23 protein-coding genes, 2 tRNA genes and 2 pseudogenes are annotated in these 22,035 nt (G+C 62.6%); 11 read left to right on the top strand and 16 right to left on the bottom strand.

What is annotated here, in order from left to right; genetic code table 11:
• Positions 1–147: 147 nt before the first annotated feature.
• The 3 genes from purF (at position 148) to HSR6_RS03595 (ending at position 2,319) form a co-directional block, all read left to right on the top strand.
• Positions 148–1,596 (top strand): amidophosphoribosyltransferase, encoded by a 1,449-nt coding sequence (gene purF / locus HSR6_RS03585; protein WP_070364628.1) that lies wholly within the window; start codon positions 148–150, stop codon positions 1,594–1,596.
• A gap of 84 nt (positions 1,597–1,680) precedes the next feature.
• A tRNA-Leu gene (locus HSR6_RS03590) sits at positions 1,681–1,765 on the top strand.
• Positions 1,766–2,040: 275 nt separating this feature from the next.
• The gene (locus HSR6_RS03595; RefSeq protein ID WP_071932828.1) at positions 2,041–2,319 is read left to right on the top strand and encodes an acylphosphatase; all 279 of its coding nucleotides are present in this window, start codon (positions 2,041–2,043) and stop codon (positions 2,317–2,319) included.
• A gap of 43 nt (positions 2,320–2,362) precedes the next feature.
• Here the strand turns inward: HSR6_RS03595 and HSR6_RS03600 are convergent, their stop codons facing one another.
• The 4 genes and pseudogenes from HSR6_RS03600 to HSR6_RS03620 all read right to left on the bottom strand — a co-directional run bounded on the left by HSR6_RS03600 (position 2,363) and on the right by HSR6_RS03620 (position 6,110).
• Complete coding sequence (locus tag HSR6_RS03600; RefSeq protein ID WP_070364630.1) at positions 2,363–3,715, bottom strand: IS200/IS605 family transposase; 1,353 nt, start codon at positions 3,713–3,715, stop codon at positions 2,363–2,365.
• A 492-nt stretch (positions 3,716–4,207) separates the two neighbouring features.
• Positions 4,208–4,946 (bottom strand): annotated as a pseudogene (locus HSR6_RS03610) (FAD-dependent oxidoreductase).
• A gap of 47 nt (positions 4,947–4,993) precedes the next feature.
• A complete protein-coding gene (locus HSR6_RS03615) occupies positions 4,994–5,629 on the bottom strand; it encodes a cyclase family protein (protein WP_070364633.1) in 636 nt (211 codons plus the stop codon).
• A 40-nt stretch (positions 5,630–5,669) separates the two neighbouring features.
• Positions 5,670–6,110 (bottom strand): ester cyclase, encoded by a 441-nt coding sequence (locus tag HSR6_RS03620; protein ID WP_070364634.1) that lies wholly within the window; start codon positions 6,108–6,110, stop codon positions 5,670–5,672.
• 184 nt (positions 6,111–6,294) lie between these two features.
• On the opposite strand from HSR6_RS03620, the gene HSR6_RS03625 reads away from it, so the two are divergent.
• Positions 6,295–6,696, top strand: coding sequence for a universal stress protein (locus tag HSR6_RS03625; protein WP_070364635.1), 402 nt, complete (start codon positions 6,295–6,297; stop codon positions 6,694–6,696).
• Between the two features lie 45 nt (positions 6,697–6,741).
• Here HSR6_RS03625 and HSR6_RS03630 read toward each other — a convergent pair whose 3' ends face one another.
• The gene (locus tag HSR6_RS03630; RefSeq protein WP_071932830.1) at positions 6,742–8,523 is read right to left on the bottom strand and encodes a bifunctional metallophosphatase/5'-nucleotidase; all 1,782 of its coding nucleotides are present in this window, start codon (positions 8,521–8,523) and stop codon (positions 6,742–6,744) included.
• 88 nt (positions 8,524–8,611) lie between these two features.
• On the opposite strand from HSR6_RS03630, the gene dacZ reads away from it, so the two are divergent.
• Both dacZ and HSR6_RS03640 read left to right on the top strand, forming a co-directional pair.
• A complete protein-coding gene (gene dacZ, locus HSR6_RS03635; protein WP_071932831.1) occupies positions 8,612–9,421 on the top strand; it encodes a diadenylate cyclase DacZ in 810 nt (269 codons plus the stop codon).
• Positions 9,422–10,198, top strand: a complete 777-nt coding sequence (locus HSR6_RS03640; protein ID WP_070364638.1) for a mechanosensitive ion channel domain-containing protein — start codon at positions 9,422–9,424, stop codon at positions 10,196–10,198.
• On the opposite strand, the gene HSR6_RS03645 is transcribed toward HSR6_RS03640, so the two are convergent.
• From HSR6_RS03645 to HSR6_RS03665, 6 genes are read right to left on the bottom strand one after another with little or no spacing between them, the layout of a single operon-like run.
• Positions 10,195–10,686 (bottom strand): acyltransferase, encoded by a 492-nt coding sequence (locus HSR6_RS03645; RefSeq protein WP_070364639.1) that lies wholly within the window; start codon positions 10,684–10,686, stop codon positions 10,195–10,197. The genes HSR6_RS03640 and HSR6_RS03645 overlap by 4 nt on opposite strands.
• 40 nt (positions 10,687–10,726) lie before the next feature.
• Entirely contained in the window at positions 10,727–10,891 is a 165-nt protein-coding gene (locus HSR6_RS11080) for an HEWD family protein (protein WP_198400431.1), read from the bottom strand.
• Positions 10,892–10,941: 50 nt separating this feature from the next.
• A complete protein-coding gene (locus HSR6_RS03650; RefSeq protein WP_071932832.1) occupies positions 10,942–11,937 on the bottom strand; it encodes a DUF5784 family protein in 996 nt (331 codons plus the stop codon).
• Positions 11,938–11,974: 37 nt separating this feature from the next.
• The gene (locus HSR6_RS03655; protein WP_071932833.1) at positions 11,975–12,454 is read right to left on the bottom strand and encodes a GNAT family N-acetyltransferase; all 480 of its coding nucleotides are present in this window, start codon (positions 12,452–12,454) and stop codon (positions 11,975–11,977) included.
• Positions 12,454–13,653, bottom strand: coding sequence for a phosphoglycerate kinase (locus tag HSR6_RS03660; RefSeq protein WP_071932834.1), 1,200 nt, complete (start codon positions 13,651–13,653; stop codon positions 12,454–12,456). The genes HSR6_RS03655 and HSR6_RS03660 overlap by 1 nt, the downstream gene beginning before the upstream one ends.
• Before the next feature lie 49 nt (positions 13,654–13,702).
• Positions 13,703–14,245 (bottom strand): CBS domain-containing protein, encoded by a 543-nt coding sequence (locus HSR6_RS03665; protein WP_071932835.1) that lies wholly within the window; start codon positions 14,243–14,245, stop codon positions 13,703–13,705.
• A 121-nt stretch (positions 14,246–14,366) separates the two neighbouring features.
• On the opposite strand from HSR6_RS03665, the pseudogene udk reads away from it, so the two are divergent.
• Positions 14,367–14,987, top strand: a pseudogene (gene udk, locus HSR6_RS03670) (uridine kinase); the annotation flags it as partial.
• A gap of 3 nt (positions 14,988–14,990) precedes the next feature.
• On the opposite strand, the gene HSR6_RS03675 reads toward udk, so the two are convergent.
• Positions 14,991–15,299 (bottom strand): DUF5785 family protein, encoded by a 309-nt coding sequence (locus HSR6_RS03675; protein ID WP_070364645.1) that lies wholly within the window; start codon positions 15,297–15,299, stop codon positions 14,991–14,993.
• A 200-nt stretch (positions 15,300–15,499) separates the two neighbouring features.
• On the opposite strand from HSR6_RS03675, the gene HSR6_RS03680 reads away from it, so the two are divergent.
• Positions 15,500–16,036: a DoxX family membrane protein gene (locus HSR6_RS03680; protein ID WP_071932836.1), complete on the top strand. Its 537-nt coding sequence runs from the start codon at positions 15,500–15,502 to the stop codon at positions 16,034–16,036.
• Between the two features lie 4 nt (positions 16,037–16,040).
• Complete coding sequence (locus HSR6_RS03685; RefSeq protein WP_070364647.1) at positions 16,041–16,379, top strand: hypothetical protein; 339 nt, start codon at positions 16,041–16,043, stop codon at positions 16,377–16,379.
• A 686-nt stretch (positions 16,380–17,065) separates the two neighbouring features.
• Here HSR6_RS03685 and HSR6_RS03690 read toward each other — a convergent pair.
• Positions 17,066–17,150: transfer RNA gene (locus HSR6_RS03690), tRNA-Ser, on the bottom strand.
• 102 nt (positions 17,151–17,252) lie between these two features.
• On the opposite strand from HSR6_RS03690, the gene HSR6_RS03695 reads away from it, so the two are divergent.
• Complete coding sequence (locus tag HSR6_RS03695; RefSeq protein WP_070364648.1) at positions 17,253–17,474, top strand: hypothetical protein; 222 nt, start codon at positions 17,253–17,255, stop codon at positions 17,472–17,474.
• Between the two features lie 10 nt (positions 17,475–17,484).
• Here the strand turns inward: HSR6_RS03695 and HSR6_RS03700 are convergent, their stop codons facing one another.
• The 3 genes from HSR6_RS03700 to aroA form a co-directional block, all read right to left on the bottom strand.
• The gene (locus tag HSR6_RS03700) at positions 17,485–18,231 is read right to left on the bottom strand and encodes a hypothetical protein (RefSeq protein WP_070364649.1); all 747 of its coding nucleotides are present in this window, start codon (positions 18,229–18,231) and stop codon (positions 17,485–17,487) included.
• Positions 18,232–18,311: 80 nt separating this feature from the next.
• A complete protein-coding gene (aroC, locus tag HSR6_RS03705; protein ID WP_071932837.1) occupies positions 18,312–19,457 on the bottom strand; it encodes a chorismate synthase in 1,146 nt (381 codons plus the stop codon).
• Between the two features lie 44 nt (positions 19,458–19,501).
• On the bottom strand, positions 19,502–20,785 hold the full coding sequence (aroA, locus tag HSR6_RS03710; protein WP_071932838.1) for a 3-phosphoshikimate 1-carboxyvinyltransferase: 1,284 nt from the start codon (positions 20,783–20,785) through the stop codon (positions 19,502–19,504).
• A 71-nt stretch (positions 20,786–20,856) separates the two neighbouring features.
• On the opposite strand from aroA, the gene HSR6_RS03715 reads away from it, so the two are divergent.
• Positions 20,857–22,026 carry a M24 family metallopeptidase gene (locus HSR6_RS03715; protein WP_071932839.1) on the top strand — a complete coding sequence of 390 codons (1,170 nt, stop codon included), beginning with the start codon at positions 20,857–20,859 and terminating at the stop codon, positions 22,024–22,026.
• Positions 22,027–22,035: the final 9 nt, after the last annotated feature.

Here is a 22,035-nt window from a genome sequence, read left to right on the forward strand (position 1 = left end):
CCTTCTCCTGTCGCTTTCCCGCGTAGCGACAGCACTGGCGCTCTGTCTCCCGCGTGTATCCACGTTTTTGGATACTTTCTTACCAAAGCCGGCGAAAACCTGCACGTTCCCGATGGGTTTTTCCGGTGGGTCCGGTAATGAGGATCCATGTCAACCGGCGAGGTCCCCGCCCGGGACTCAACGGGGCCGACCGAGAAATGTGGCGTCGTGGGGGTGAGCCACGAGACGGAGGGCGCCGCGCTCCCGACTTACTACGCGCTGTACGCCCTCCAGCATCGTGGCCAGGAATCGGCCGGAATCGTCACCCACGATGGGTTCCAGCAGCACGAACACATCGGGATGGGGCTCGTTGGTGAGGCCTTCGACCAGGGCGATATCGACACGCTGCACGGGCAGTCGGGAATCGGGCACGTTCGCTATCCGACTGCTGGCAGCGTCGATGAGTCGAACGCCCAGCCCTTTACCGTCTCCTTCGAGGCCGGCTCGCTGGCGCTGAGTCACAACGGGAACCTCGTGAACACGGAGGCGTTGCGCTCGAAGCTCACGGAACAGGGCCACGCGTTCAGCTCCGACGGCGACACGGAGGTCATCGCCCACGACCTCGCGCGGAACCTCCTCGAATCCGATCTGGTCAGAGCGGTCAAGCGAACGATGGAGCGGCTGCACGGCTCCTATGCCCTCACCGTCATGCACGACGATACCGTCATGGGTATCCGCGACCCGGAGGGCAATCGACCGCTGATCATCGGAGAACTGGAGGATGGGTACGTCATCGCCAGTGAGAGTGCCGCGATCGATACGCTCGGTGGCGAGGTAGTTCGGGACGTTCGACCCGGCGAACTGGTCGTCCTGGACGAGGACGGCTCCGGCTTCGACGCCTACCAGCTTCAGTCCCCCGAGCGGACCGCGAACTGCTTTTTCGAGTACGTTTACTTCGCCCGTCCGGACTCGGTCATCGACGGGGAACTGGTCTATGAGGTCCGCCGGGAACTGGGGCGGAAACTCTACGAGGAAGCGGGGGTCGAGACCGACGTGGTGATGCCGGTTCCGGACTCGGGGCGAGCCTTCGCCTCGGGGTATGCGGAGGCGGCTCCGGACGTGGAGTTCGCCGAGGGGCTGATGAAAAACCGGTACGTGGGTCGAACCTTCATCATGCCGACCCAGGAGGCCCGCGAGCGCGCGGTCCGGCTCAAACTGAACCCGATCCGGAGCACGGTCGAGGACCGCTCGGTGACGCTCATCGACGACAGTATCGTCCGCGGGACTACCTCCCGGCAGCTGGTCGATCTGCTCCGTGAGGCGGGGGCGGAGTCGGTCCACGTCCGCATCGGTGCGCCGCCGATCACCGCGCCCTGTTACATGGGCATCGACATGGCCGATCGCGACGAGTTGATCGCCGCGGAGGGCGATGTGGGGGCCGTCGAGGAGCAGATCGGCGCGGACAGCCTGGCGTACATCTCTCCCTCGGCCGTCGCAGACTCGATCGGGACCGCACGGTCGGATCTCTGTATGGGCTGTGTCACTGGCGAATACCCCTACGACATCAAGGGGGAGGCCACCGACAGGGACGTGGCCGCGCCCGTTCTGGACGAGTGAGCCGGCTGGGGATTTCGGGCGAGCGAACGACCGAATAGAAGGGCTTTTACTTGGCGGGTGGCAATCCTCGGCTGCGTTCCGATCGCGTGGGTAGCCAAGCTAGGTCAAAGGCGCAGCGTTGAGGGCGCTGTCCCGTAGGGGTTCGCCGGTTCGAATCCGGTCCCACGCATTTTCAGCGACTCTCACCTCGCAGCGACCAGCTTGCTGTGTCGCTGCGATGAGATCGCGGGCGGAAATGCGGTCGCCGGATTCGAGCCCTGGAAACCGAGCGAAGCGAGGTTTCCTTTGGTTCGAATCCGGTCCCATCCCCCACTTTTTCCGAGCGGCTGGGACAGCCGCTCGCAAAACTTGGGGAAAAGACCGCTAACGGCTGTTTTAGATTAGATTACAGCGTCGTGAGTACTCCAAGGTGGATTTTAGTGCTCGCTCCAGCAAGCAACACTCATGACCGACCGTCAACGAGCGCACGTCTTCGTGTCCGGACGAGTACAGGGAGTCTTCTTCCGAGCTACCACTCGCGACCAGGCCCAGGAGCGAGACGTTGACGGCTGGGTGAAGAACCTCCCGGACGGCCGCGTTGAAGCCGTCTTCGAGGGGCCACAAACGACCGTGGAGGAACTGGTCGAGTGGTGTCACGAGGGGAGCCCGGCTGCGAACGTCGAGAGCGTGGAGGTTCGTTGGGCGGACCCGGAGGGAATCGAGGGGTTCGAGATCAAACGATGACATCCTCCCCGGCGTGAACGACGGGGTTTCCTCCGTGGGAGTCTCAGACTGTCTGAGAGTCCCCTAAGGCAACATTCCCGTCACGGTGGACGGTACTCGGGTCTGTGCGCTGTTCTTTGGGACTTTCCTGAGAGCGTGGTGACTCCAGCCATTCGTGGCTGTCCCACTCGAACCGCACGGGCCGTGCCATCGGCCTGACTGCTTTCTCTGTGTGCCGTCTCAGGAACGTTTCTGAGGCTGTAAGGTCGGCGTGTCCTTCAAATCCGCACGGACAGGTGAGTGTGTCCTGATGCCGTGTCGTTCGGTCTGTGCCGCCACACTGCGGGCACTCTTGACTGGTCCACGCCTCTGATCGGACCTCGACCGAGATGCCGTATTCCTCGGCGGTACAGGCCAGTCGCTCGGTGAACTGCTTGAACGCCCAGAAGTTGTGCGTCTTGGCGTTCGTCTCGACCGACCAGTGCGTTTCGAGTACGTCGGTCAAGCCACCGATATACACGGTATCGACCCTTTCGGCGTACAGCCGGTCCAGCAGGTCACGACACAGTGCTTCTTGAGCGTGGTCACGGCGACGAGTCCGTTTCCGGTACAGCCGCCGGATACGCTCGCTACTGTACCTGCCTTCATCGAGTTTTGACTGCAACCGAGCGATCTCGCGTGTCGTCTCACGGAATCGTTGGAACAACTCGCGGCCTTTGTACAGGTATTGCGCACCGGTCGTGGTGGTACAGGCGACGAGATTGTTTGCACCAATGTCCAGAGCGGCCTTCTCGTCGGCCAGTGGAGTGTCCCGTGCATCGTCAGAAACAGTCACAGGTTGCGAAGCTCGGAAGTTGCTGTCAGTCTCGTCGTACCACAGTTCTAGTCGGCCTTGGTCTTCGTAGTCGGGCCAATTCGGGTCGCCAACTATTTCCAGACGGAGACGGCTTTTCGGGCTGTTGTGCTTGTCTCGAAGTTCTTTTCCGACGACCATCTCAAGCCGGGAGCGGTTACCCCATTCGACGCTGTATGCGTCTTTTCGGACGACGCCTTTGAGAACACGACCATCGTCCTCGTTACCACGGAAGCCCGGCGGTTCCGGGTGTTCCGTGACTGACGTATTGGACTCGTCGTGATACGCTTTCTTGTTCTCGAAGAACGATCGCCACGCTTCGCTGTTTGCTCGCCGGACAGTTTGAGCGGTGGACGCGCCGAGAACGGCTTTGTATTTGCCTTCGAGACGCCCTGTATCGGCGTCCCATACGTCACCGTCGAAGCCGTCTTCATCGTTGTAGCGCATGAGACGCTCGTAATTAATCTCGTTCCAGAGAGCGGCGGAAGCGTCCAACAGGCCACGTAGCACCTGCTCATCATCGTCGGTGAGCGGTCGCACGACGAACGTGTTGGTACGCTTCATGCCACAATTCTTTTCACGTCTCCACGTCAAATAAGTCTTGTGCGACATGACCGTTGACACACCGCTTACGTGTTACATTTGTGGAGAGACCGACGATTGGACTACCCTTGATTTGATTGGTTGTTTCGAGGATCGACAGACCGCAGGGGAACGGTTTGAAGAAAAGCATGGGAAAGAACCGGACAGCTACCTGTTCGTCTGTCCCGAGTGCAAAGAGGAGAATCCGCACCATGCCGAAAACTGCTATGAGAAGTACGGGAAAGTCACATGAGGCCAGCAATTGACCTTTCCTACGGATTACACGGTCGTCTGAAAGATTACGCCGAAGCAAACGACTTGGAACTTTCAGAAGCGTATGCAGAAGTGTTGGAAGCGGGTCTTGAAGCGTTGGAGACTCAAGACCAGCAGTAACGCAGCGGTTTCTTACCAGAGCGTACGCGATTCACGCCCGCCGTGAACGGCGGGATTCTCTCGCTGTATCAAGATAGCTGCCTACTCCTCTTCGACACTCGGGTGCTGGGTGGGTGCTGCTGTATGTGGCTCGGCGAAGTATTCGTTCATCACATCCAGTGACTCGATTTCCCGGCGTTTTCGCTCCGCATCGTCGATCTCCTCGCATCCGGGCGGGACCTCTCGACCACGACCCGTGAAGTACCCCTCGGGGGCGACCCAGTCGTGGTAAAAATGGCACGTCCGAATCTTCGACGACTGCGACACCGACCGACGCACCGTGGCCCGCGACGATGATCGTCTGGTAGGGTTGCTCCGCGAGCCGACCCGCCGCGTACAATCCCGGAACGCCCGTTCGACCCCGGGTGTCGGTCTCGACGAAGTCCTTGCCCCGGTGTTTGATCTCCACGCCGTCGATGTCCGCCAGGTAATCGACCGTGTTCTTCGTCGCTGCGACGACCACGTCGGTCGTGAGAGACTCTCCAGACGCGGTTTCGGCACGGAATCCCTGGTCCGTGGATTGCAGGTCCGTCACCGCTCCTTCGTGTCGGTCACAGCCGGCATGCTCGGCCTGTGCTGCCATCATATCGAGCAAGAGCCGGCTATTGACCCCGGCTGGAAATCCCGGGAAGTTCTCCAGGTGGGCGTTCCGGCGGAGCAGCGAGCCGCCGTCGTCCACGATGGTTGTCTCCAGGCCCGCCCGGGCGGTGAAAATCCCCGCCGAGAGGCCGGCCGGCCCGCCACCGACGATCAGCACGTCGCTGTCGGTCGTGTCTGCCATAGGTTCACATCTATTGGCAATCCCAAAAACGAATGGGTCCTGGCAGGTCACTCCTGCTCGATGGCAATGGCTCGAACTGGCCCGCCGTCGGTCCCCAGCGGGAGCGGTTGGGCGTGCAATTCGAACCGCTCGGGGACCGATTCGAGGTTGGTGAGGTTCTCGATGATAAGCAGTTCGGCTCCCAGCAGCGCGTGATGGGCCTGATAGCCTTCGGGCTCCGCTTGGTCGCGATTCGGTGACGGGGACGGATCCGGGTTGAGCGTGTCCGTCCCGACTGCGAGATCCCGCTTTGCACACCGGCGGGCCGTCTCGGGGGCCAGATACGGATGATCGAGGTAGCGGTCGGTCCCCCAGAACTCGTCCCAGCCAGTCTGAAAGACGACACAGTCGGCCTCGGTTTCGGGGACGCGTTCGGGTGGAATTGGCTCCCTGGCGTCCAGGTCACGACAATCGACCCGGATTGTATCGAAGACGAACCGTTCGACAGGCAAGTCAGCGAGGGGCTTCCCCTCTGGTTCGGTGTGAGACGGCGCGTCGATGTGGGTCCCGGCGTGACTGGTTCCCTCGAACCCAGTCACACGGTAGCCGTCCTGCTCGATAGTTTTTACCGGCGACACCTGGACCCCGGGATCGCCGGGAAACGTCGGCATGTCGGCCTCGAAGCGGTGAGAGAGATCCTGCACAGATAGCCCTACGCTTCCGGCCCGGAAAACGCTGCGGGGCCTATTGCTTCGAGGCGAGCCCCATCGGGGCGACCAGACCCAGTTCACGGACCATCCCCAGCGTGTCCCAGTAGGACCAGACCTCGGCGATTTTTCCGTCTTCGAACTCGAAGACGTTCAGTCCTGTTCCGGTGAACTCCTTGCCCTGGCCTTCGATTCCGAACAGTTCCTCCGTGTGAGTCCCTTCGGAAGTCCAGCGGACCGCGACCTGATCGCCCGAGCGAAACACCGATTCGACGTGGTAGTCGATGTCGGGGAAGGCCCCGTGATACCGTTTGACGAATGCCTTGACCTGTGACGGCGATTCCAGCGTCCCGGGAGTCACACTTCGTGGTCCGTGATACCGGATGTCCTCGGCCAGTATCTCCTCGGCTACGTCCAGGGCTCCTTCGGTGAACAGTTCCTCGTAGTATCGTTTGACGACGGTTTCGTGATCTGACATGGGTTGTTTACACATACCAAAGTTAGGCCTGCCGATACAAAATTGGACGGGAAGCCCGTGATTTGCGCCCCTTCTTGGCGACGACCGTCGAAAACTGGCAGAGAGCGGTTGGGGCTAGCAATTCCCGATCCGAACTCCTGTTGGGCGAAGTTATATTATGCATTGCCAACAATATCTATCTGGTATGTACCAGATACTAATGCCCGTCGACCGGGACGAGGACCGAAGTGCGGCCCAGGCGGAGTACATCCTGAACTGCCCGGTCGATCACGACGAAATCGAGGTTACCGTACTGCACGTGCTCGCTCGTAAAGACGCGTCCACGGCGGACAGTGAGAACTTCGACGGAAACGAGGCGGCGATCGCAGCCGCGAATCGACTGGAGGGGGCTGGAATCACTGTCAACCGAACTCTTGGCACGGGCGAGCCTGTATCGGGCCGGATCCTGGACCGGGCCGCGGAGATCGATGCGGACGAGATCGTTATGAGCGGCCGGAAGCGCTCCGGTGTCTCGCAGGTCCTGATCGGCAGCACCGCGACGGACGTGATGCAGGCGGCCGAACGCCCGGTCGTCATGGTCGGGTGACCTGTTCGAACGGATCGGTTTCGGCGTTGACCGTGCTGGTCTTTCTTACCGGTCTTCGGCCCCCGGTGCCGGCCCCGGTTTCGGGTGATCGTATCGCCGGGGGACCATCGCCGTCTCGACGTACGTCTGGCCACCGGTATAGTCAACGCCCGGCTGAATGAACGGATAGGGTCCCTCCGCTGGCGTGTTTTGGACCCACCCCCCGGATGGTGGCGTGTCTACTCGGCCTGTCAGTTCGTACTCGACTGGCGAATTGGCTTCCAGGAACTCAACCAGCACGGCGGCCGGAATTGCGTCCTCGACCGAGACGTTTCTGAACGGAAAGTTACAGCCTCCGAGATCTCGTTTTGCGGCGCCGGGCCGACGGAAGGTGGCCACTCGGTAGGTCTCGTCCGGATCGATCGGGGCCCCATCGATGAGGAAGGAAACGAGCCGTCGGCCCCGTTTGGCAGTCGGGTCGATGAGAAGTTCAACGTTCCCGGAGAAGGCCCGCATTCGACCGTCTTCCTGGTCGTAGACGTGCGGCGTGAAGTTGTCGATGAGCGACGTTTCGACGTGATTCCAGAGTTGCTGGCCCCAGGCGTCTCCCGCTGCCACGGGTGCGGTGACCGGGAAGAAGGTATAGATGTCCTCGAGGGTGATCTCCCCGGCCGGAATCGCCTGCCCGTACCGGTTGCCATGCGAGATCGCGAGGTCGGCATCGAAGTACTCGACCAGCGCGTCGTTGAACAGGGTATTCCACGGGCTTTCGAGAAACGACTGGCGGGAGAGGGGGGACTTCGTTTCGCCGACGACCGTCGAGAGCGGTCGATCGAGCGTGCCGGCGCCCCGCTGGAATCCGGGATTCGACTCGAAGAAGGGTGCCCGAAGTTCCTCGACGGTCACTTCTGTGGCCGTATCCGGGGCTGGCGTGTACTCGTGTCCGTCTACGAACGTGTAGAGGACGTGTCGGAAGGCCGGACGACCGCCGTCGAACCGAACGTCGATCCGGCCAAGGGCCTCGCTCATGCCGGATTCGACGACGACCGTTTCGGTCGAGCCGATCACGATCGGCTCGTAGGTGTACTCGTGGGTATGGGCGCTGAGGGACACGTCGACACTCTCGAAGTCCTTTGCGGCCTGTACGACCCAGGGCAGCCCGATTTCGGTGACGGCCACGACGAACGACGCGCCCGCTTCTCGGGCCGCGCGAGCGGTCTCATCCAGCAACGAGGGTGCCTTCCCGAAAGCGTACTTTCCCTCGTGGAAGGCCGGGGCCATGCGGTCGATGTACGGGTTTGTCATGCCCACGATGCCGATGGTTACGCCACCGACCTCCACCAGGCGATAGCCATCGTATAACTGGCTGCCGGAGGCATCCGTGAGGTTCGTGGCGAGTGTCGGTGCGTCAAGCGCGTCGAACAGCTCCAGTGCGGAGCCGTCCGCCGCTCCTTCGTGACCGAAGTCCCAGTTGCCGGGCACATACACGTCCGGCTGGACGTGGGCGTTGATCGGCTCGATCATGATTTGTCCGTTCGTGTAGGTCGTCTCGGCGGTGCCGTGGAATGTATCCCCGGACATCGCGAGGAGCGTGTCGTACTCGCTCCGCAGGGCGTCGAGCTTCGATACGTGGGTGGGGAGTCCCCGAACGGGTCGAATCACTTCGTCTTCGCCCTCGAACTCGATCGGTGGTCGAGCACGGGGGTTGTCGTAGTACACCTGTTGGGACGATCCAAGCTGTCCGTGAAGGTCAGCGAGGTGCGTTAGCACGAAATCCGGGTCTCCAGCGGGTGCGTCTGTCCCATCGAAGTACGTCCATTCTCCAAGGTATTTGGTATCGATACTCATTGTGCCTGCTACTCACGGGTGACGTAAAACTGCCTCCCCGGCCTCGGGCGCACAAACGTTTTGAGGGCACCGCGAGACCCTTGTAGCAATGACTGACTCGTGTGCCTTGCTGGACGACATCATCGCGGACATCGACGCCATCTTTCTGTTCTCCCCGACCCCTTCCGAGTACGAGGCGGCCCAGTCCCTGGAGGAGATCCCGGTCGTGGTCGTCGGGACGGAGAACGATGTCGACGCGGAGGTGTTTGTCGACGTTCCGCTGGAGTTCGATCGCGTTCGGGACTACATTCAGTTCGCGCTGGAGGGGGCGACAGACCAGGAGGTCGTCGAACCGGGGGACGAGGTGGCGGCCGTCCTCAGTCTGTTCAGCGACGACCGGGATATGGTCGCTCGGGTGCGCGTTCAGAGTGGCACTCACGGGATTTACGACCTGTTCACTGAATCCCGGGCCGACCCGGACGTGATTCGGAACACCTTCGACGTGGCGATCGAACTCGGGAAGAAAGGCCAGAAGGGCAAACCGGTCGGGGCGCTGTTCGTGGTCGGCGACGCCGGCAACGTAATGAACAAATCCCGGCCGCTCTCGTACAACCCCTTCGAGAAGTCCCACGTCCACGTCGGGGATCCGATCGTGAACGTGATGCTCAAGGAGTTTTCGCGGCTGGACGGCGCCTTCGTCATCTCGGACTCCGGCAAGATCGTCTCAGCGTACCGGTATCTCGAACCCTCTGCGGAGGGCGTGGACATCCCGAAGGGCCTGGGCGCTCGTCACATGGCTGCGGGTGCCATCACGCGGGATACCGGGGCCGTGGCGGTCGTCTTGAGCGAAAGCGACGGGATGGTCCGGGCGTTCAAGAGCGGCGATCTGGTCCTGGAGCTAGATCCGGAGGAGTACTGAATGGCCGAGTGGTTCGTCGGTACCGGCGTGGAGATGCGGTATCTACTGGCTGTTGCGGTGCTCGTCCTCGGGCTGGTGGCGGGGTATCTCGTCGGGCGGCTCAACCGACAGATCCTGAGCCGACTGGGCGTCGACGAGGCCGTCGAGGGCACGAGTTTAGAGCGGACGGCCCGGAACCTCAACTCGGATGTCATCTCCCTTCTGGGGAACGCATCGTCCTGGATTATTTATGTAGTTACGGCCGTCTACAGTCTCGAAATCGCGGGTCTCGTCGAGACGAGTGTCCTGCTCTCGAAGTTCGCCGACCTCCTGCCGTCCTACGTGCTCGCCGCGGTCATCGTCATGGGTGGACTGTTGGTCGGCGACAAAGTCGAAATGTCGGTCGACGAGTGGCTCAAGGGGATCAAGTTTCCGGAGATAACCCTCGTTGGCCAACTCCTCCGGTACACGGTGATCTTCGTCGCGGTGCTTTTGGCACTCGCTCAGATCGGAGTCGCGGTCGGCGTCCTGGTCCTCCTCTTGGGGGCCTACCTGCTTGCTATCATCGTGTTGCTCGCTTCGGCGCTTCACCAGTTGCTCGCGGCGGGCGGAGCCGGACTATTCCTCCTGCTGACCCAACCCTACACCATCGGGGATCGAATCGCGGTCGGGGAACGTGAGGGTGTCGTCCAGGAGGTCCAGCTGTTCGTGACGAAAATCGAAGAGGACGGTCGGGTGTATCTCGTGCCGAACCATCTCGTCCTCAAAAACGGCGCGACACTGGTCCTCGACGTCTAATCGACGGGTTCGGCTGGGACTCCTGCGACCGTCTCGCCGGGTGGGACGTCTTCTGTCACCAGCGAGTTCGCCGCGACTTGTGCATCGGCCCCGATTTCGACACCCGGGAGCACAATTGCACCGGCTCCGATCATGGCCCGTTCGCCGATCCGGACGGGACCAGTCCGGTACTCGTCCTGGAGGAATTCATGACAGAGGATCGTCGCGTCATACCCAACGATCGCCTCGGACTCGACGGTGATCAACTCCGGGAAGAAGACGTCGGGCGTCGATTCGAGGGCCCAGGTCGCCCCGGACTCGATTTCCATCCCGAGTCGCCTGAACAGCCAGTTTTTCATTCGGAGGCTGGGCGAATGCCGGGCCAGAACGATCGCCGCGTAGTTCCGGGCCACGATCCAGAGCGGTTTGGCCGCTTGCCAGTAATGGAGTGCGTTCCGGTCTCCAGGGGTTCGGCGAGCGGTGAGCCGCTCGTGGCGTGGCTCGGACACGCCAGTTTGTTGGTGGCCCCGACGCTTGAATCCTCCGTGCCTACACCTTGATCGGGGAGAAGGTACCAGTCACGTTCCACTCGTGCACGCAGTAGATCCGTCCAGTTGCCTTCGCGCGCCAGGTTCCCTCGTCCTCCTGCCAGACCTCCTCTCGCCCACAGCGGAGACACGTTCGTTCCGTGGGATGGCGTATCGTAACACTCATGCATGGTACATGGTACCAAGAGACAATAAGCTTGTAGCCACGGGCCCTGATCAGGCCAGGGTGCCGAGGTCAAGTGGGACGTGTCCGTCAGCGTACCCAGCCGTCGTCCCATCGGGCCGGAGCCTGTAGACCACTGCAGGCCGGTGCCCGACGGCTGGCTTCGCACTCGAGACGGCCTGCCACTCCTCGTTCGTGAAACTCGAACAGTCGACCATCAGCAGGACCCCGCCACCGTGTGCGTCGAGTTGCCCGTCGACTTTGGTCGCAGCCGTTTGCCTAACCGCCTCCACGGCTGAACTCACGCTGCGTCGGTGTGGCGGCGCCGGGTGGGTCACTTCGGCGAGATGGGATCCATCTTCACCTTCGACCCGGAAATCGAGGGAGTGGCCAGTCGAGACAGGGGCCTCGGGGACGAGATCGTACCCCGCCGCATCGAGGAGATAGGCCGCGTTGAACTCTCCCATCGCCGCGGTCATGCGGATCAGGTTGAGCGCCTCCGAGGTTCCGAGTTTCCCGGCCATCAGGTGTCGGTACTCGTCGAGCACGCCAGTTTCGAGGAAGGATTCGTAGAACTCAAGGGCCGGTTCCGGGTCGTCGATCGGGAAGCCGGCCGCGTGGTCGGTGAAGAACGCCCGGGAGGTCTCACGCCCATCCTTCGAGAGAAAGACCGGGAGGAAAAACCAGGAGAGGTGTGGATACGATTCGAGCCACGGCGTCTCCTCGTGTAACTGCGCGAGCAGTTCGCGTTCGGCCCAGTCGCTGATCGGGTCCGGGACCTCCGAAAAGCCGTATTTCTCCGTCCGCCAGAGCGCTTCCGGCGTCTCCGTGTTCCCCATCCAGTAGGCGCCGTGGTCGTTCCAGGCGAAAAGCGCGATGTCCCCGTTGTCCATCTCGAACCGTCTGGCCTCGTAGCCAGGCGGCGATGCGAACCACGGGGTCGAGGCTGTCGCACCGAGTTTCGAATTCAGTGGGCGATAGAGCCGGTCCTGGACGGTCCCTGCGGACCAGGATTCCGTCGACCGGCGAAAGCGTAACAGACTAGCCACAGCGGTAGTACGGCGTGATCCCGTATACGCGTTCCCCTCAGTGATCGTCGAGTTGCCGCTCCATGACGACTCGGTGTTCCTCGTAGCCCCGACTCCGGTACCACTCCCGGGCCGTCCGGTTTTCGGCCATCGCGGAGAGGCCCACCACCTCGACCCCTCGGTCGGCGAGTTCGGTCTCGGCGTAGTCCATGAGCGCCGATCCAACACCGTTTCCGCGGGCCGACGGAACGACGTACACGTTTTCGATGACCCCGCGGGGGACCGACTCCTCGAACAGGCCCCGATCGCGGTAAAACATCACGAAACCGATTATTTCGTCCGCGGACTCGTCCGCTGGGCGGGCCACAGCCAGCATCTCCCCCGCGATGTACTGCCCGAGGAGATCACGCGCTGCCTCCCGATTTGTTTCGCCCTCGATGTGCGAGCCGTAGGCCCGCTGCCCCTCCACGAGATCGATCCAGCACTCCAGGACGGCGTCGAGAGCATCCGATTCGGCTGGCGTAACCGAGACCCGCATCAGGAGTCCAGGACTTCGATAGCCGGTAAGGATTGGCCCGTGAGCATTGCGAGGGCAGCCCCACCGCCCGTGCTCACGTGGTCGAACCCGTCGATCCCGAACTTCCGGATCGCCCGGGCCGTATCGCCCCCACCGACGACGCTGTACTCAGTGTCGGCGACGGTCTGGAACAGCCCTTTTGTCCCCCGCTGGAAGGCCGGATCCTCGAAGACCCCGGCCGGGCCGTTGAGAATTGCGGTTCCCGTCGACTCCAGGCACTCGGCATACCGATCAACCGTCTCGCTCCCGATGTCCATGACGTCGCCGTGCTCCGTCGTCGGAAGCTCCTGGACTGGGATCTCCTGGCGCTTGCCCTCAGTCTTGACCGCGACGTCGACCGGCAACTCGATCTGGTCGCCGTGCTCAGCGAGCAACTCGGCTGCGCGGTCGATCTGGTCCCAGAAGTCCTTCTCCATGATGTAATCGGCGGCCTCCTCGCCCAGGTCGATGCCGTCGGCCATGAGAAAGACGTTCGCAACGAGACCCGAGGTCAGGATCGTATCGGCCAGTCCGGCCTCGATACCGTGTCTGATGATTCGAATCGAGTCGGGGACTTTCGCGCCACCGACCACGTAGGCTCGTGGGGTCGGGGTCTGATCGATGTTCCCGAGGACGTCGATCTCCCGTTCCATCACCCGGCCCGCATAGGCGTCCAGTCGGTGGGAAAACCCGACGAGGGAGGGCTGGGATCGGTGGGCTGCGGCAAACGCGTCGTTGACGAACGCATCGAAGTGCGGCGCGAGCCGATCGACCAGGTGTGTCTGGGCCGCCCGGGCCGGCTCGAACTCCATGTACTCCTCGCTGTAGAATCGGGTGTTTTCGAGGACCAGCGCCTGTCCATTGTCCAGGTTGTCGATCGCCTCGCGGGCGCCGGCGGAACTCGTCGCGTCGGTGTACATTACCGGGGCGTCGAGCAGTTCGTCGAAGCGAGTCGCGTGGGCTTCGAGTGGCTCGAACTCCGAACCGCCAGGCCGCCCCTGGTGGGCCAGAACGGTCACCTTTCCGCCGCGTTCGAGGAGTTCGGAGAGTGTATCGACGTGAGCCCTGAGCCGGGCGTCGTCCGCGAGGTGTCCGTCGTCCCCGAGCGGGCTATTGATATCGACCCGAACACCGACCGAGGTCCCGTCGAGAGCCAGGTCATCGAGGGTCCGTATCGCCATGTACCCCAACCTTCGGGCCGGGGTCCAAATGCGTTTCTGTGTCGGTCCGTCAGACCGTGCGGCAATCCGGACAGAGAAGCTGTCCGTCCACATTCACCAGGTCCTGTGAGAACGAACCGCATCCCTCACAGATACTCTGGTTGGCATATCCGTCCTGGACTGCCGATTCCTCGGTGCCACCGGCGGCGGTCGTCGTTTCAGTCGTCGCGGCCTGCTCGGTGCGTTTCGCTGCAGCGAGGTCTCTCGCGTCGAGGACCCCCACCACTTCGCTCCCGTCAGTGACAAGCAGGTGGGTCGTCCCCGTACCGACGAGGCGCCGGGTCGCTTCCGCAACCGTCGTCTCCGGGGTCACGGTCTCCGGATGTGGATTCATCGCGTCGGCAACGGGCGTCCGCTCCAGATCGTCGCCGTCGAGCAACCTGTCGAGGACGGTCGCTGCGGTGAGGACGCCCGCCGCGTCCTGCCCGCGGAGGACCACCGCAGCCGTCTCCCCGGCTTCCCGCATTAGCTGTACCGCGCCGAGTACGGCATCGGATTCGCTCACCCCGACGTAATCCCGTGAGAGAAGGTCCCTGACGGGGAGTGTGGTCATAGTTCACAGTATCACCGGTTCGGTCTAAAAGGTATCCCCGGTAGCCTTATCCGCCGAGCCGGAGTAGTTCCTCGCTTCGTGGAAAACGAGGGATTCAACTGCCGGGACCGTTCGTTCCTACGTAATGGATCGGTCTCCGTACGCGATCGGCATCGCTGGTGGTACCGGTGCCGGCAAGACCACTGTAGCCCGGGAACTCACCGAATCCGTGGGGGAGGCCGTCACCATGATCCCGCTTGACAACTACTACGAGGATCTCTCCCATCTAGACATGGACGAACGCCGTGAGGTCAACTACGACCACCCTTCGGCGTTCGAGTGGGATCTCCTGGCAGAACAGCTTGAAACCTTGCTCGCCGGCGAGCCTATCGAGATGCCCCAATACGACTTCGAGCGTCACCTTCGGAAACCCGAACGCGTGACGGTCGAGCCCTCGGCGGTGATCGTCCTGGAGGGAATTCTCGTGCTGTATGACGAACGCATCACAGATCAACTCGATCTGAAGGTGTACGTCGAGACCGACGCCGATGTCCGTATTCTCCGCCGCATCCGGCGTGACGTGGTCGAGCGCGGTCGAGACCTGGAGGGGGTCATCGAGCAGTACCTCTCCACGGTCAAACCGATGCACGAGCAGTTCGTTGAACCGACGAAAAAACGGGCCGATATCATCATTCCCGAGGGTGCAAATCGGACGGCGGTCGATTTGCTGCAGGAAAAAGTCGAGGGCGAGATTGAGGGCTAGCAGTCAGTCTTCGGCAGTGAACTCCCAGTATCCACCCTTTCTGATCGCCTCGCCAACGGCCCGGTGAAACTCGGTTTTGGTCTCGAAAGATTTTGCGTCGACGTGTTCGAAGAGCGTGGCGACACGCTCCACACGGTGATAGTTCAGTCGGACGGGCTTCTCGCCGTGGTCGTCGAGGAACGCCTCCGTCGAGAGCGGGAAAGCCGATTTGGGGACGAATTTCGAGAGGATCGCCATGTCGAACCGGCGGAGGTCGTTGCTGCCCTCGGGACCGTCGGGATCGATGGGCCACTCGGAGCCGTCGGCGGTCATGTGACTCTGTTTCACCCGAGTTGACTAAGGTATTCCGGGCCGGTACCGCAGTCCAGTCCATTCATGGGTACCATTATATAATGGATGTCTTGGTCTATCATATTATCCCATTACGCCGTCTTGTGACGATTATTAAACCCTGGTAATCGGGGTTTACCACTTATTTTAGGGTGCCCTAAAAACAGGTGTAGCAATCGACAATGACCCAAACAATACAGGCCAACTTGCCAGGGGGCGATCTGTCCCTGGATCTCAACGGCACGTGGACGGCGTACTGGCTTTTCATTCTCAGAGTCGTCACCGGCTGGTGGATGTTCCACGCCGGATTGACCAAGGTCTGGGAGACCTACGTCCTGGGCTCACCGTTCGACGCAGCCTGGTTCATTCAGTTTGCCTCCCAGGGGACCATCCTCGAAGGTGTGCTCGCGCTGTTCAACAACTCGGCCGGCATCGCCCTCACGAATTTCATGATACCGTGGGGAGAGCTGTTGATCGGGCTGGGCATCCTGCTGGGTGCGTTCACCAGACTGGCCGCCTTCTTCGGGGGCTTTCTAATGTTTTTCTTCTACTTCGTAAACGCCGGCTGGACCCACGGGTTGTTCAACAGCGACCTGATGGCCCTGGTGCTTTTCGTCACCATCGGGATCATGGGCGCCGGACGGATCTGGGGTGTCGATCAGTACCTCGAGAAGATGGACTGGGCGCAAAATCCGATCGCCCGCGCGATACTGGGCTAGAACAATGACACAGGAACATATCACCGCCGTCGAACAGGCTGGAATGGTTATCATCGGCGCACTCGTCGTGATCGCAATGCCGGTTATCGGCTTGCTGGTCACGCTGACCGGTTCGATGAGCCCCATGATATCGTATGCAACCGAGGACGGGACGGCGTATGCCCTGTCCCAGAGTGCGGTCCCCGAGGGTGCAGAAATCCTCGCGACGCCGCTTGTGGGGCCGAACGTGCGGGCCGCGATGCTCGCTATCGCGCTCGTGGTTCTCGGCGTCGTTGCTGTCTACCGGCTGGTTGCAGTCTCCGGTCGCAAACAGACACCCACGGCGGCTCCGAGCGGCGACTGAACGTTCGATCTCGTTTTTCGCGGATTGTAGCGCGGTGCCTTCGGCACACGCGCTGGGTGTTGTAGAAACGGTGCGGAGGGGATTTGAACCACGCCCGAGAACCTGCGTTCCGCAGAACCTCGGTCTGATTCAAATCCCACGACACCGTTTGCTCCTCGCCTTCGCTCGTCGCAAAACGGTGCGGAGGGGATTTGAACCGGAGCCAGACGTGCTCGCTTCGCTGCGCGCGACTGGCAGGGTTCAAATCCCTCACTCCGTTCAACCTGAAGTATTGCGCGGTGCCTACGGCACACGCGCAGAGTTTTGTAGAAGCGGTGAGGAGGGGATTTGAACCACGCCCGAGAACCTGCGTTCCGCAGAACCTCGGTCTGATTCAAATCCTCACACCGTTCGCTCCTCGCCTTCGCTCGTCGCAAAACGGTGCGGAGGGGATTTGAACCGGAGCCAGACGTGCTCGCTTCGCTGCGCGCGACTGGCAGGGTTCAAATCCCTCATTCCGTTCAACCTGAAGTATTGCGCGGTGCCTACGGCACACGCGCAGAGTTTTGTAGAAGCGGTGAGGAGGGGATTTGAACCAGCGCAAACCTCGCTCGTCCCTCGCTCGGTTTCCTGGGTTCAAATCCTCACACCGTTCAACCTGAAGCGTTGCGCGGTGCCTTCGGCACACGCGCTGGGTAGTATAGAAACGGTGAGGAGGGGATTTGAACCCCTGAGGCTATGATAGCCACCTGCTCTCAAGGCAGGCGCGTTGGGCCGCTTCGCTACCTCACCGCACTCGTCTCTTGCAAGCCGAGGGGTTAAGAACTGTCGGAAGTGCACCACCGAGCTGGACACCGCGGAAAATTTAATCTGTCTCCGATTGTGCTCATTCACGTGGGGGTGATGGCGGTCCGAAACGCGGTCGCACAGACGGGGGTCATGACTCTGGGGTATCTCGTGAGTTTCCTGTGCTTCCGGGCCGCTATCGTTGGGTATGCACACGAGGCGTTGATCGCGGCCCCGCTCGCGGTTGCGGCCGGGGCGATCTTTATCGTCCTCGCTGCCTACGCCCAGACCGAACTTCTCCTCGGTGACCGACTCTCCGGTTCCTCGTAGGCCCGACCGGTTACGCTGTCTCGGCGCTTTGCACGACGCCGTCTTCGACCTCGATCCCCCGCTCCTGGATCACGTTCCAGAACCGCTCCGGGACGGGTTTGCCCGCCAGGTGGTCGGCTTCAATTCGGGACCGAACGGTCCGGAAATCCGCCGGGGAGTCGAGGACCGTCCGCTGCTGGACGAACCCAACATCGAGGTCCGCTTCCGTTGCACGCCGGGTCAATTCCTCGATCGGTCGGGTCTCGAAGGCGTCCTCGAAGTCGATCGGCTCGGCGAACCCGGCGAAGTACACGTCACCCCGGGCTGCTGGCCCGAGAATCACATCGTCTCGGCGGAGGTTCAACGTGGCCTCGTCGACCACCGACCGGGCCAGACGAGGCACGCAAGGGCGGAGGGCCGCTGCGGACTGCCGCCCCTCGTCCCGGACCAGATGGGTGATCGCGTTCCCGGCGATCGCCGAGAAGTTGGACCCGACCTGAGGCTCGAAGCGAACGTCGGCCAGCCGATCCGCCGACATGGCTTCGGCGGCGATCTCACGCAGGTCGGCCTCTGGGTCAGCACCTGCCGGCAGCCCCTCGGCCGTCGGATAGTTGACCAGGATGTCGATGGTGCTCCGGGCGAGGGTCTCCATCGTATCTCCCAACAGTGCCCGGTAGAGTTCAAGGCCGTCCGCCGGCGTGAGTTCCGTCTCCTCGAGAAGGCGCTGGCAAGCGATCCCTTCGACCGGTGGGTCGGCGACGAGTACAACAGTCGTCATCGTCGCGGCCCTCCCTGTGCAGTCATAGATGCTGTTCGACGGTCCCGCACCTAAAACTCCGCGATCGCCGGCTTTCTCACTCACTCCGGGCGACTCGGATGGTAGTCAGTGTCGTACTCGCCAGGACGACCGTCGAGGCGATCCGGGGTGATCCGCCCGGCGAGCAGCATGAAGTCCACGATCGTGATCGCGGCCATCGCCTCGATGACGGGCACGGCACGCGGGGGTAACACGGGATCGTGGCGGCCGGTTACCTGAACCGTCTTCTCCTCGCCGGTCTCCCAGTCGACGGTCGTCTGTTCGCTCGGGATCGAGGTCGGCGCGTGGAGGGTTACCTCGCCGTAAATCGGCTCGCCGGTGGTGATCCCGCCTTGCACGCCCCCGTGGTCGTTTTCGACCGGCGTGGGGTCCCCATCCTCGTCGACGGTCCACTCGTCGTTGCGCTCCAGCCCGGAGACCGATCCGGCCCCCCGTCCTAGTCCGATCTCGAAGGCGGTCGTCGCCGGGACGGCCATCATCGCCTGACCCAGTCGCGCCTCGACGGCGTCGAACCGCGGCGCACCGAGCCCTCGGGGAACGCCCTGGATCTCGAAACTGACTGCGCCGCCGATCGAATCGCCCTGCCGCTGGTACTCCTCGATAACCTCCCGCATTTCCGCGGCGGTCTCGGGGTGCGCACAGCGAACGTCTGTCTCCTCGGTGTGTTTGCCCATCTCCTCGAAGGTGACCGGTGGGGATTCGATGTCGCCGATCCGACTGACGTGGGCCCGGACCTCGATGTCCTCAGTTTCGAGTATCTGCTTCGCGATCGCTCCGGCGGCGACCCAGTTGACCGTCTCGCGAGCGGAGGAACGCCCACCGCCGCCCCAGTTCCGGGTGCCGAACTTCGCCGAGTAGGTGAAATCACCGTGACTCGGCCGCGGCGCCGTGATGAACGGCTCGTACTTCCCCGAACGGGCGTCCCTGTTCTGGATGGTGAGGCCGATGGGCGTACCGGTGGTGTAACCGTCCTGAATCCCGCTCTGGATCTCGACGCTGTCCGGTTCGTCCCGACTGGTCGAGATGTGTGACTGGCCGGGCTTGCGACGGTCCAGTTCTGCCTGAATCGCCGCTCGATCCAGTTCGAGGCCCGCCGGGCACCCGGAGACCACGACGCCCATTCCCGGTCCGTGGCTCTCTCCGTAGGTACTGATCTGGAAGAGCCGACCGAAGCGATTGCCGTTCATGCCTGTCTGCTCGGGGGGCCACGCTTTGAGGCTTTGGAAAGCGCCTATTCTGTCGCCAGGTCCGCACCGAGTTGGTCCAACACGTCGAAAAAAGCAGGGAACGAAACCGCCACGTCTTCCGCGTCTGAGATCCGAGTCTCACCGTCGGCCACCAGGCCGGCAACGGTCAGGGACATGACGATACGGTGGTCGCCCCGACCGTCGAGTGTGGCGCCTGTGAGTTCGCTCTCCCCGCCGTGGATCGTGAGTGTATCCCGCTCTTCGGTTACCGTGACGCCCATTCGCTCCAGCGATTCGGCCATGGCCGCCACTCGGTCTGTCTCCTTGTAGCGGACGTGCTCGCAGTTCTCGATGGTGGTCGTGCCCCCCGCTATTGCCCCCAGCACGGCGATCGTCGGGAGCAGATCGGGCGTGTCACCCACGTCGACCGTGATACCGGAGAGCGCCGACTGCGAGACGGTTGCTCGGCCGTTTGCCTCGTCCCAGTCGATGTCCGCACCCATGCGCTCCAGAATCTCGACGATCGCGCTGTCGCCCTGCGGGCCTGGGAACAGTCCTTCGACCGTGACCTCACCGCCGGCGACCGCCCCGGCGGCGAGCAGGTACGAGGCCGCGGAGAAGTCTCCCGGGACGGTATAGCCGTCCGCTGGGGTTTCGTACTCCTGCTTGCCGGGGACGACAAAGCCCACATCCGTCCGCTCGACGGCGACGCCGAACGCGGCCAGCACGTCGATCGTGATGTCCACGTAGGGCCCCGATTTCAGCGCGGACCGCAGCGCGATCTCGATTCCCGAGTCGGTCCTCGCGCCCGCCATCAGAAGCGAGGTGATGAACTGCGAGGAGACGTCCCCGGGAATCCGGACCGTGCCCCCGTCCGCCCAGCCTTCGACGACGATCGGGGCCTGGTCGGTGCCCCGGGTACTCCACGCGTGACCGCCCAACTGGTCGATCGCGTCGAGCATCGGCCCCTGAGGACGTGATCGAAGCGATTCGTCCCCGGTCAGCACCGTCGCCCCGTCCACGAGGCCGGCGACGCCCATCGCCAGCCGGATCGTGGTGCCGCTGTTCGCACAGTCGATGACGTCGGCCGGAACCGCTGGCTTGTCGCCAAAGCCGGACACTGTGAGTGAATCGTCTTCCTGCTCGACTTGTGCTCCGAAGGCCTCGACAGCCCGCATCGAGGCCCGCGTATCCGCACTCACGAGCGGCCGGTGAATCTCGGTTTCGCCGCCGTACGCGCCGGCGAAGATCGCCCGGTGGGTGTAACTCTTCGAAGGCGGGGCGGCGACCGACCCCGAGACGGTCGACTGTGACACCGTCGCGTGCATACCGGGAACTCGGAGGCCGTTCACATGACGGTTCCGGAGACGTTTTGCGCCCGGCCGCCGACCGCCCCAATATGGACCTCTCCCGACTCGACGAATACCTCGATTCGGCGGACCTGGACGGTTATCTCCTCGATGCGGATTCGACGGACCCGAGCCAGTATTACCTCTCGGGTTTTGACGCGCCGGATCCGTTCGTAACCCTCTACACACCCGCCCAGACCGCGATCCTCACCTCGCCGCTCGAGTACGCCCGGGCGAAAACGGAGAGTCGAGCCGACGCGGTGCGACGACTCGGCGATTACGACTACCGCGAGAAGCGGGCCGAACACGGCCGTGAACAGGCCAGAAGCATGGTTCTCGCCGAATTCCTCGCGGAGTTCGACGTGACCGCGGTGGGGACCAACCGCCGGTTCCCGCTTTTTACCGCGGACTCGCTCCGGGACCGACAGGTCACCGTTCAGGCGGATCCGGATGACGTGATCGAGGAGATCCGGGCGACCAAGACGGAGCAAGAACTGGCTCACATCCGGGAGGCCCAGTCGGCAAACGAGGCCGCCATGGAGGCGGCCGAGGCCATGATCGCGGACGCCGAGGTTGGATCCGACGGCGACCTCCAGCTCGATGGCGAGGTCCTGACCAGCGAGCGCGTGAAGGCCACCATCGAGCGGACGCTACTCGACCGTGGGTTCGCCCTCGACGATACCATCGTCGCGAGCGGACAGACCGGCGCGAACCCTCACGACTCGGGGTCGGGCCCGATCGGGGTCGACGAGCCGATCATCGTGGACATCTTCCCGCAGTCCAAGACCACGAAGTACCACGCGGACATGACCCGGACCTTCCTCAAGGGTGAACCGACAGCGGAAGTGGCGGACTTCTACGAGACCACCAAGCGCGCCAAGGCGGCCGCCCTGGAGACCGTCGAGGCGGGCGTAACGGGAGCGGACGTTCACGACGCAGTCTGTGATGTCTACGAGAACGCCGGGTACCCCACGCTTCGGGAGGACGAGTCGACGGAGACTGGGTTCATCCACGGCACCGGTCATGGAGTCGGGCTGGCCGTCCACGAGCAGCCCCAGATCAGCCCGGACGGCGGCGAACTGGAAGCGGGCCAGGTCATCACGATCGAACCGGGGCTCTACGATCCGGCAGTCGGCGGTGTCCGGATCGAGGATCTGGTGGTCGTCACGGAGGACGGCTACGAGAACCTCACCGACTACTCGGAAACTCTGGTCGTGTAGGCCAGAGCG

The organism is Halodesulfurarchaeum formicicum (assembly GCF_001886955.1).
Classification (GTDB): domain Archaea; phylum Halobacteriota; class Halobacteria; order Halobacteriales; family Halobacteriaceae; genus Halodesulfurarchaeum; species Halodesulfurarchaeum formicicum.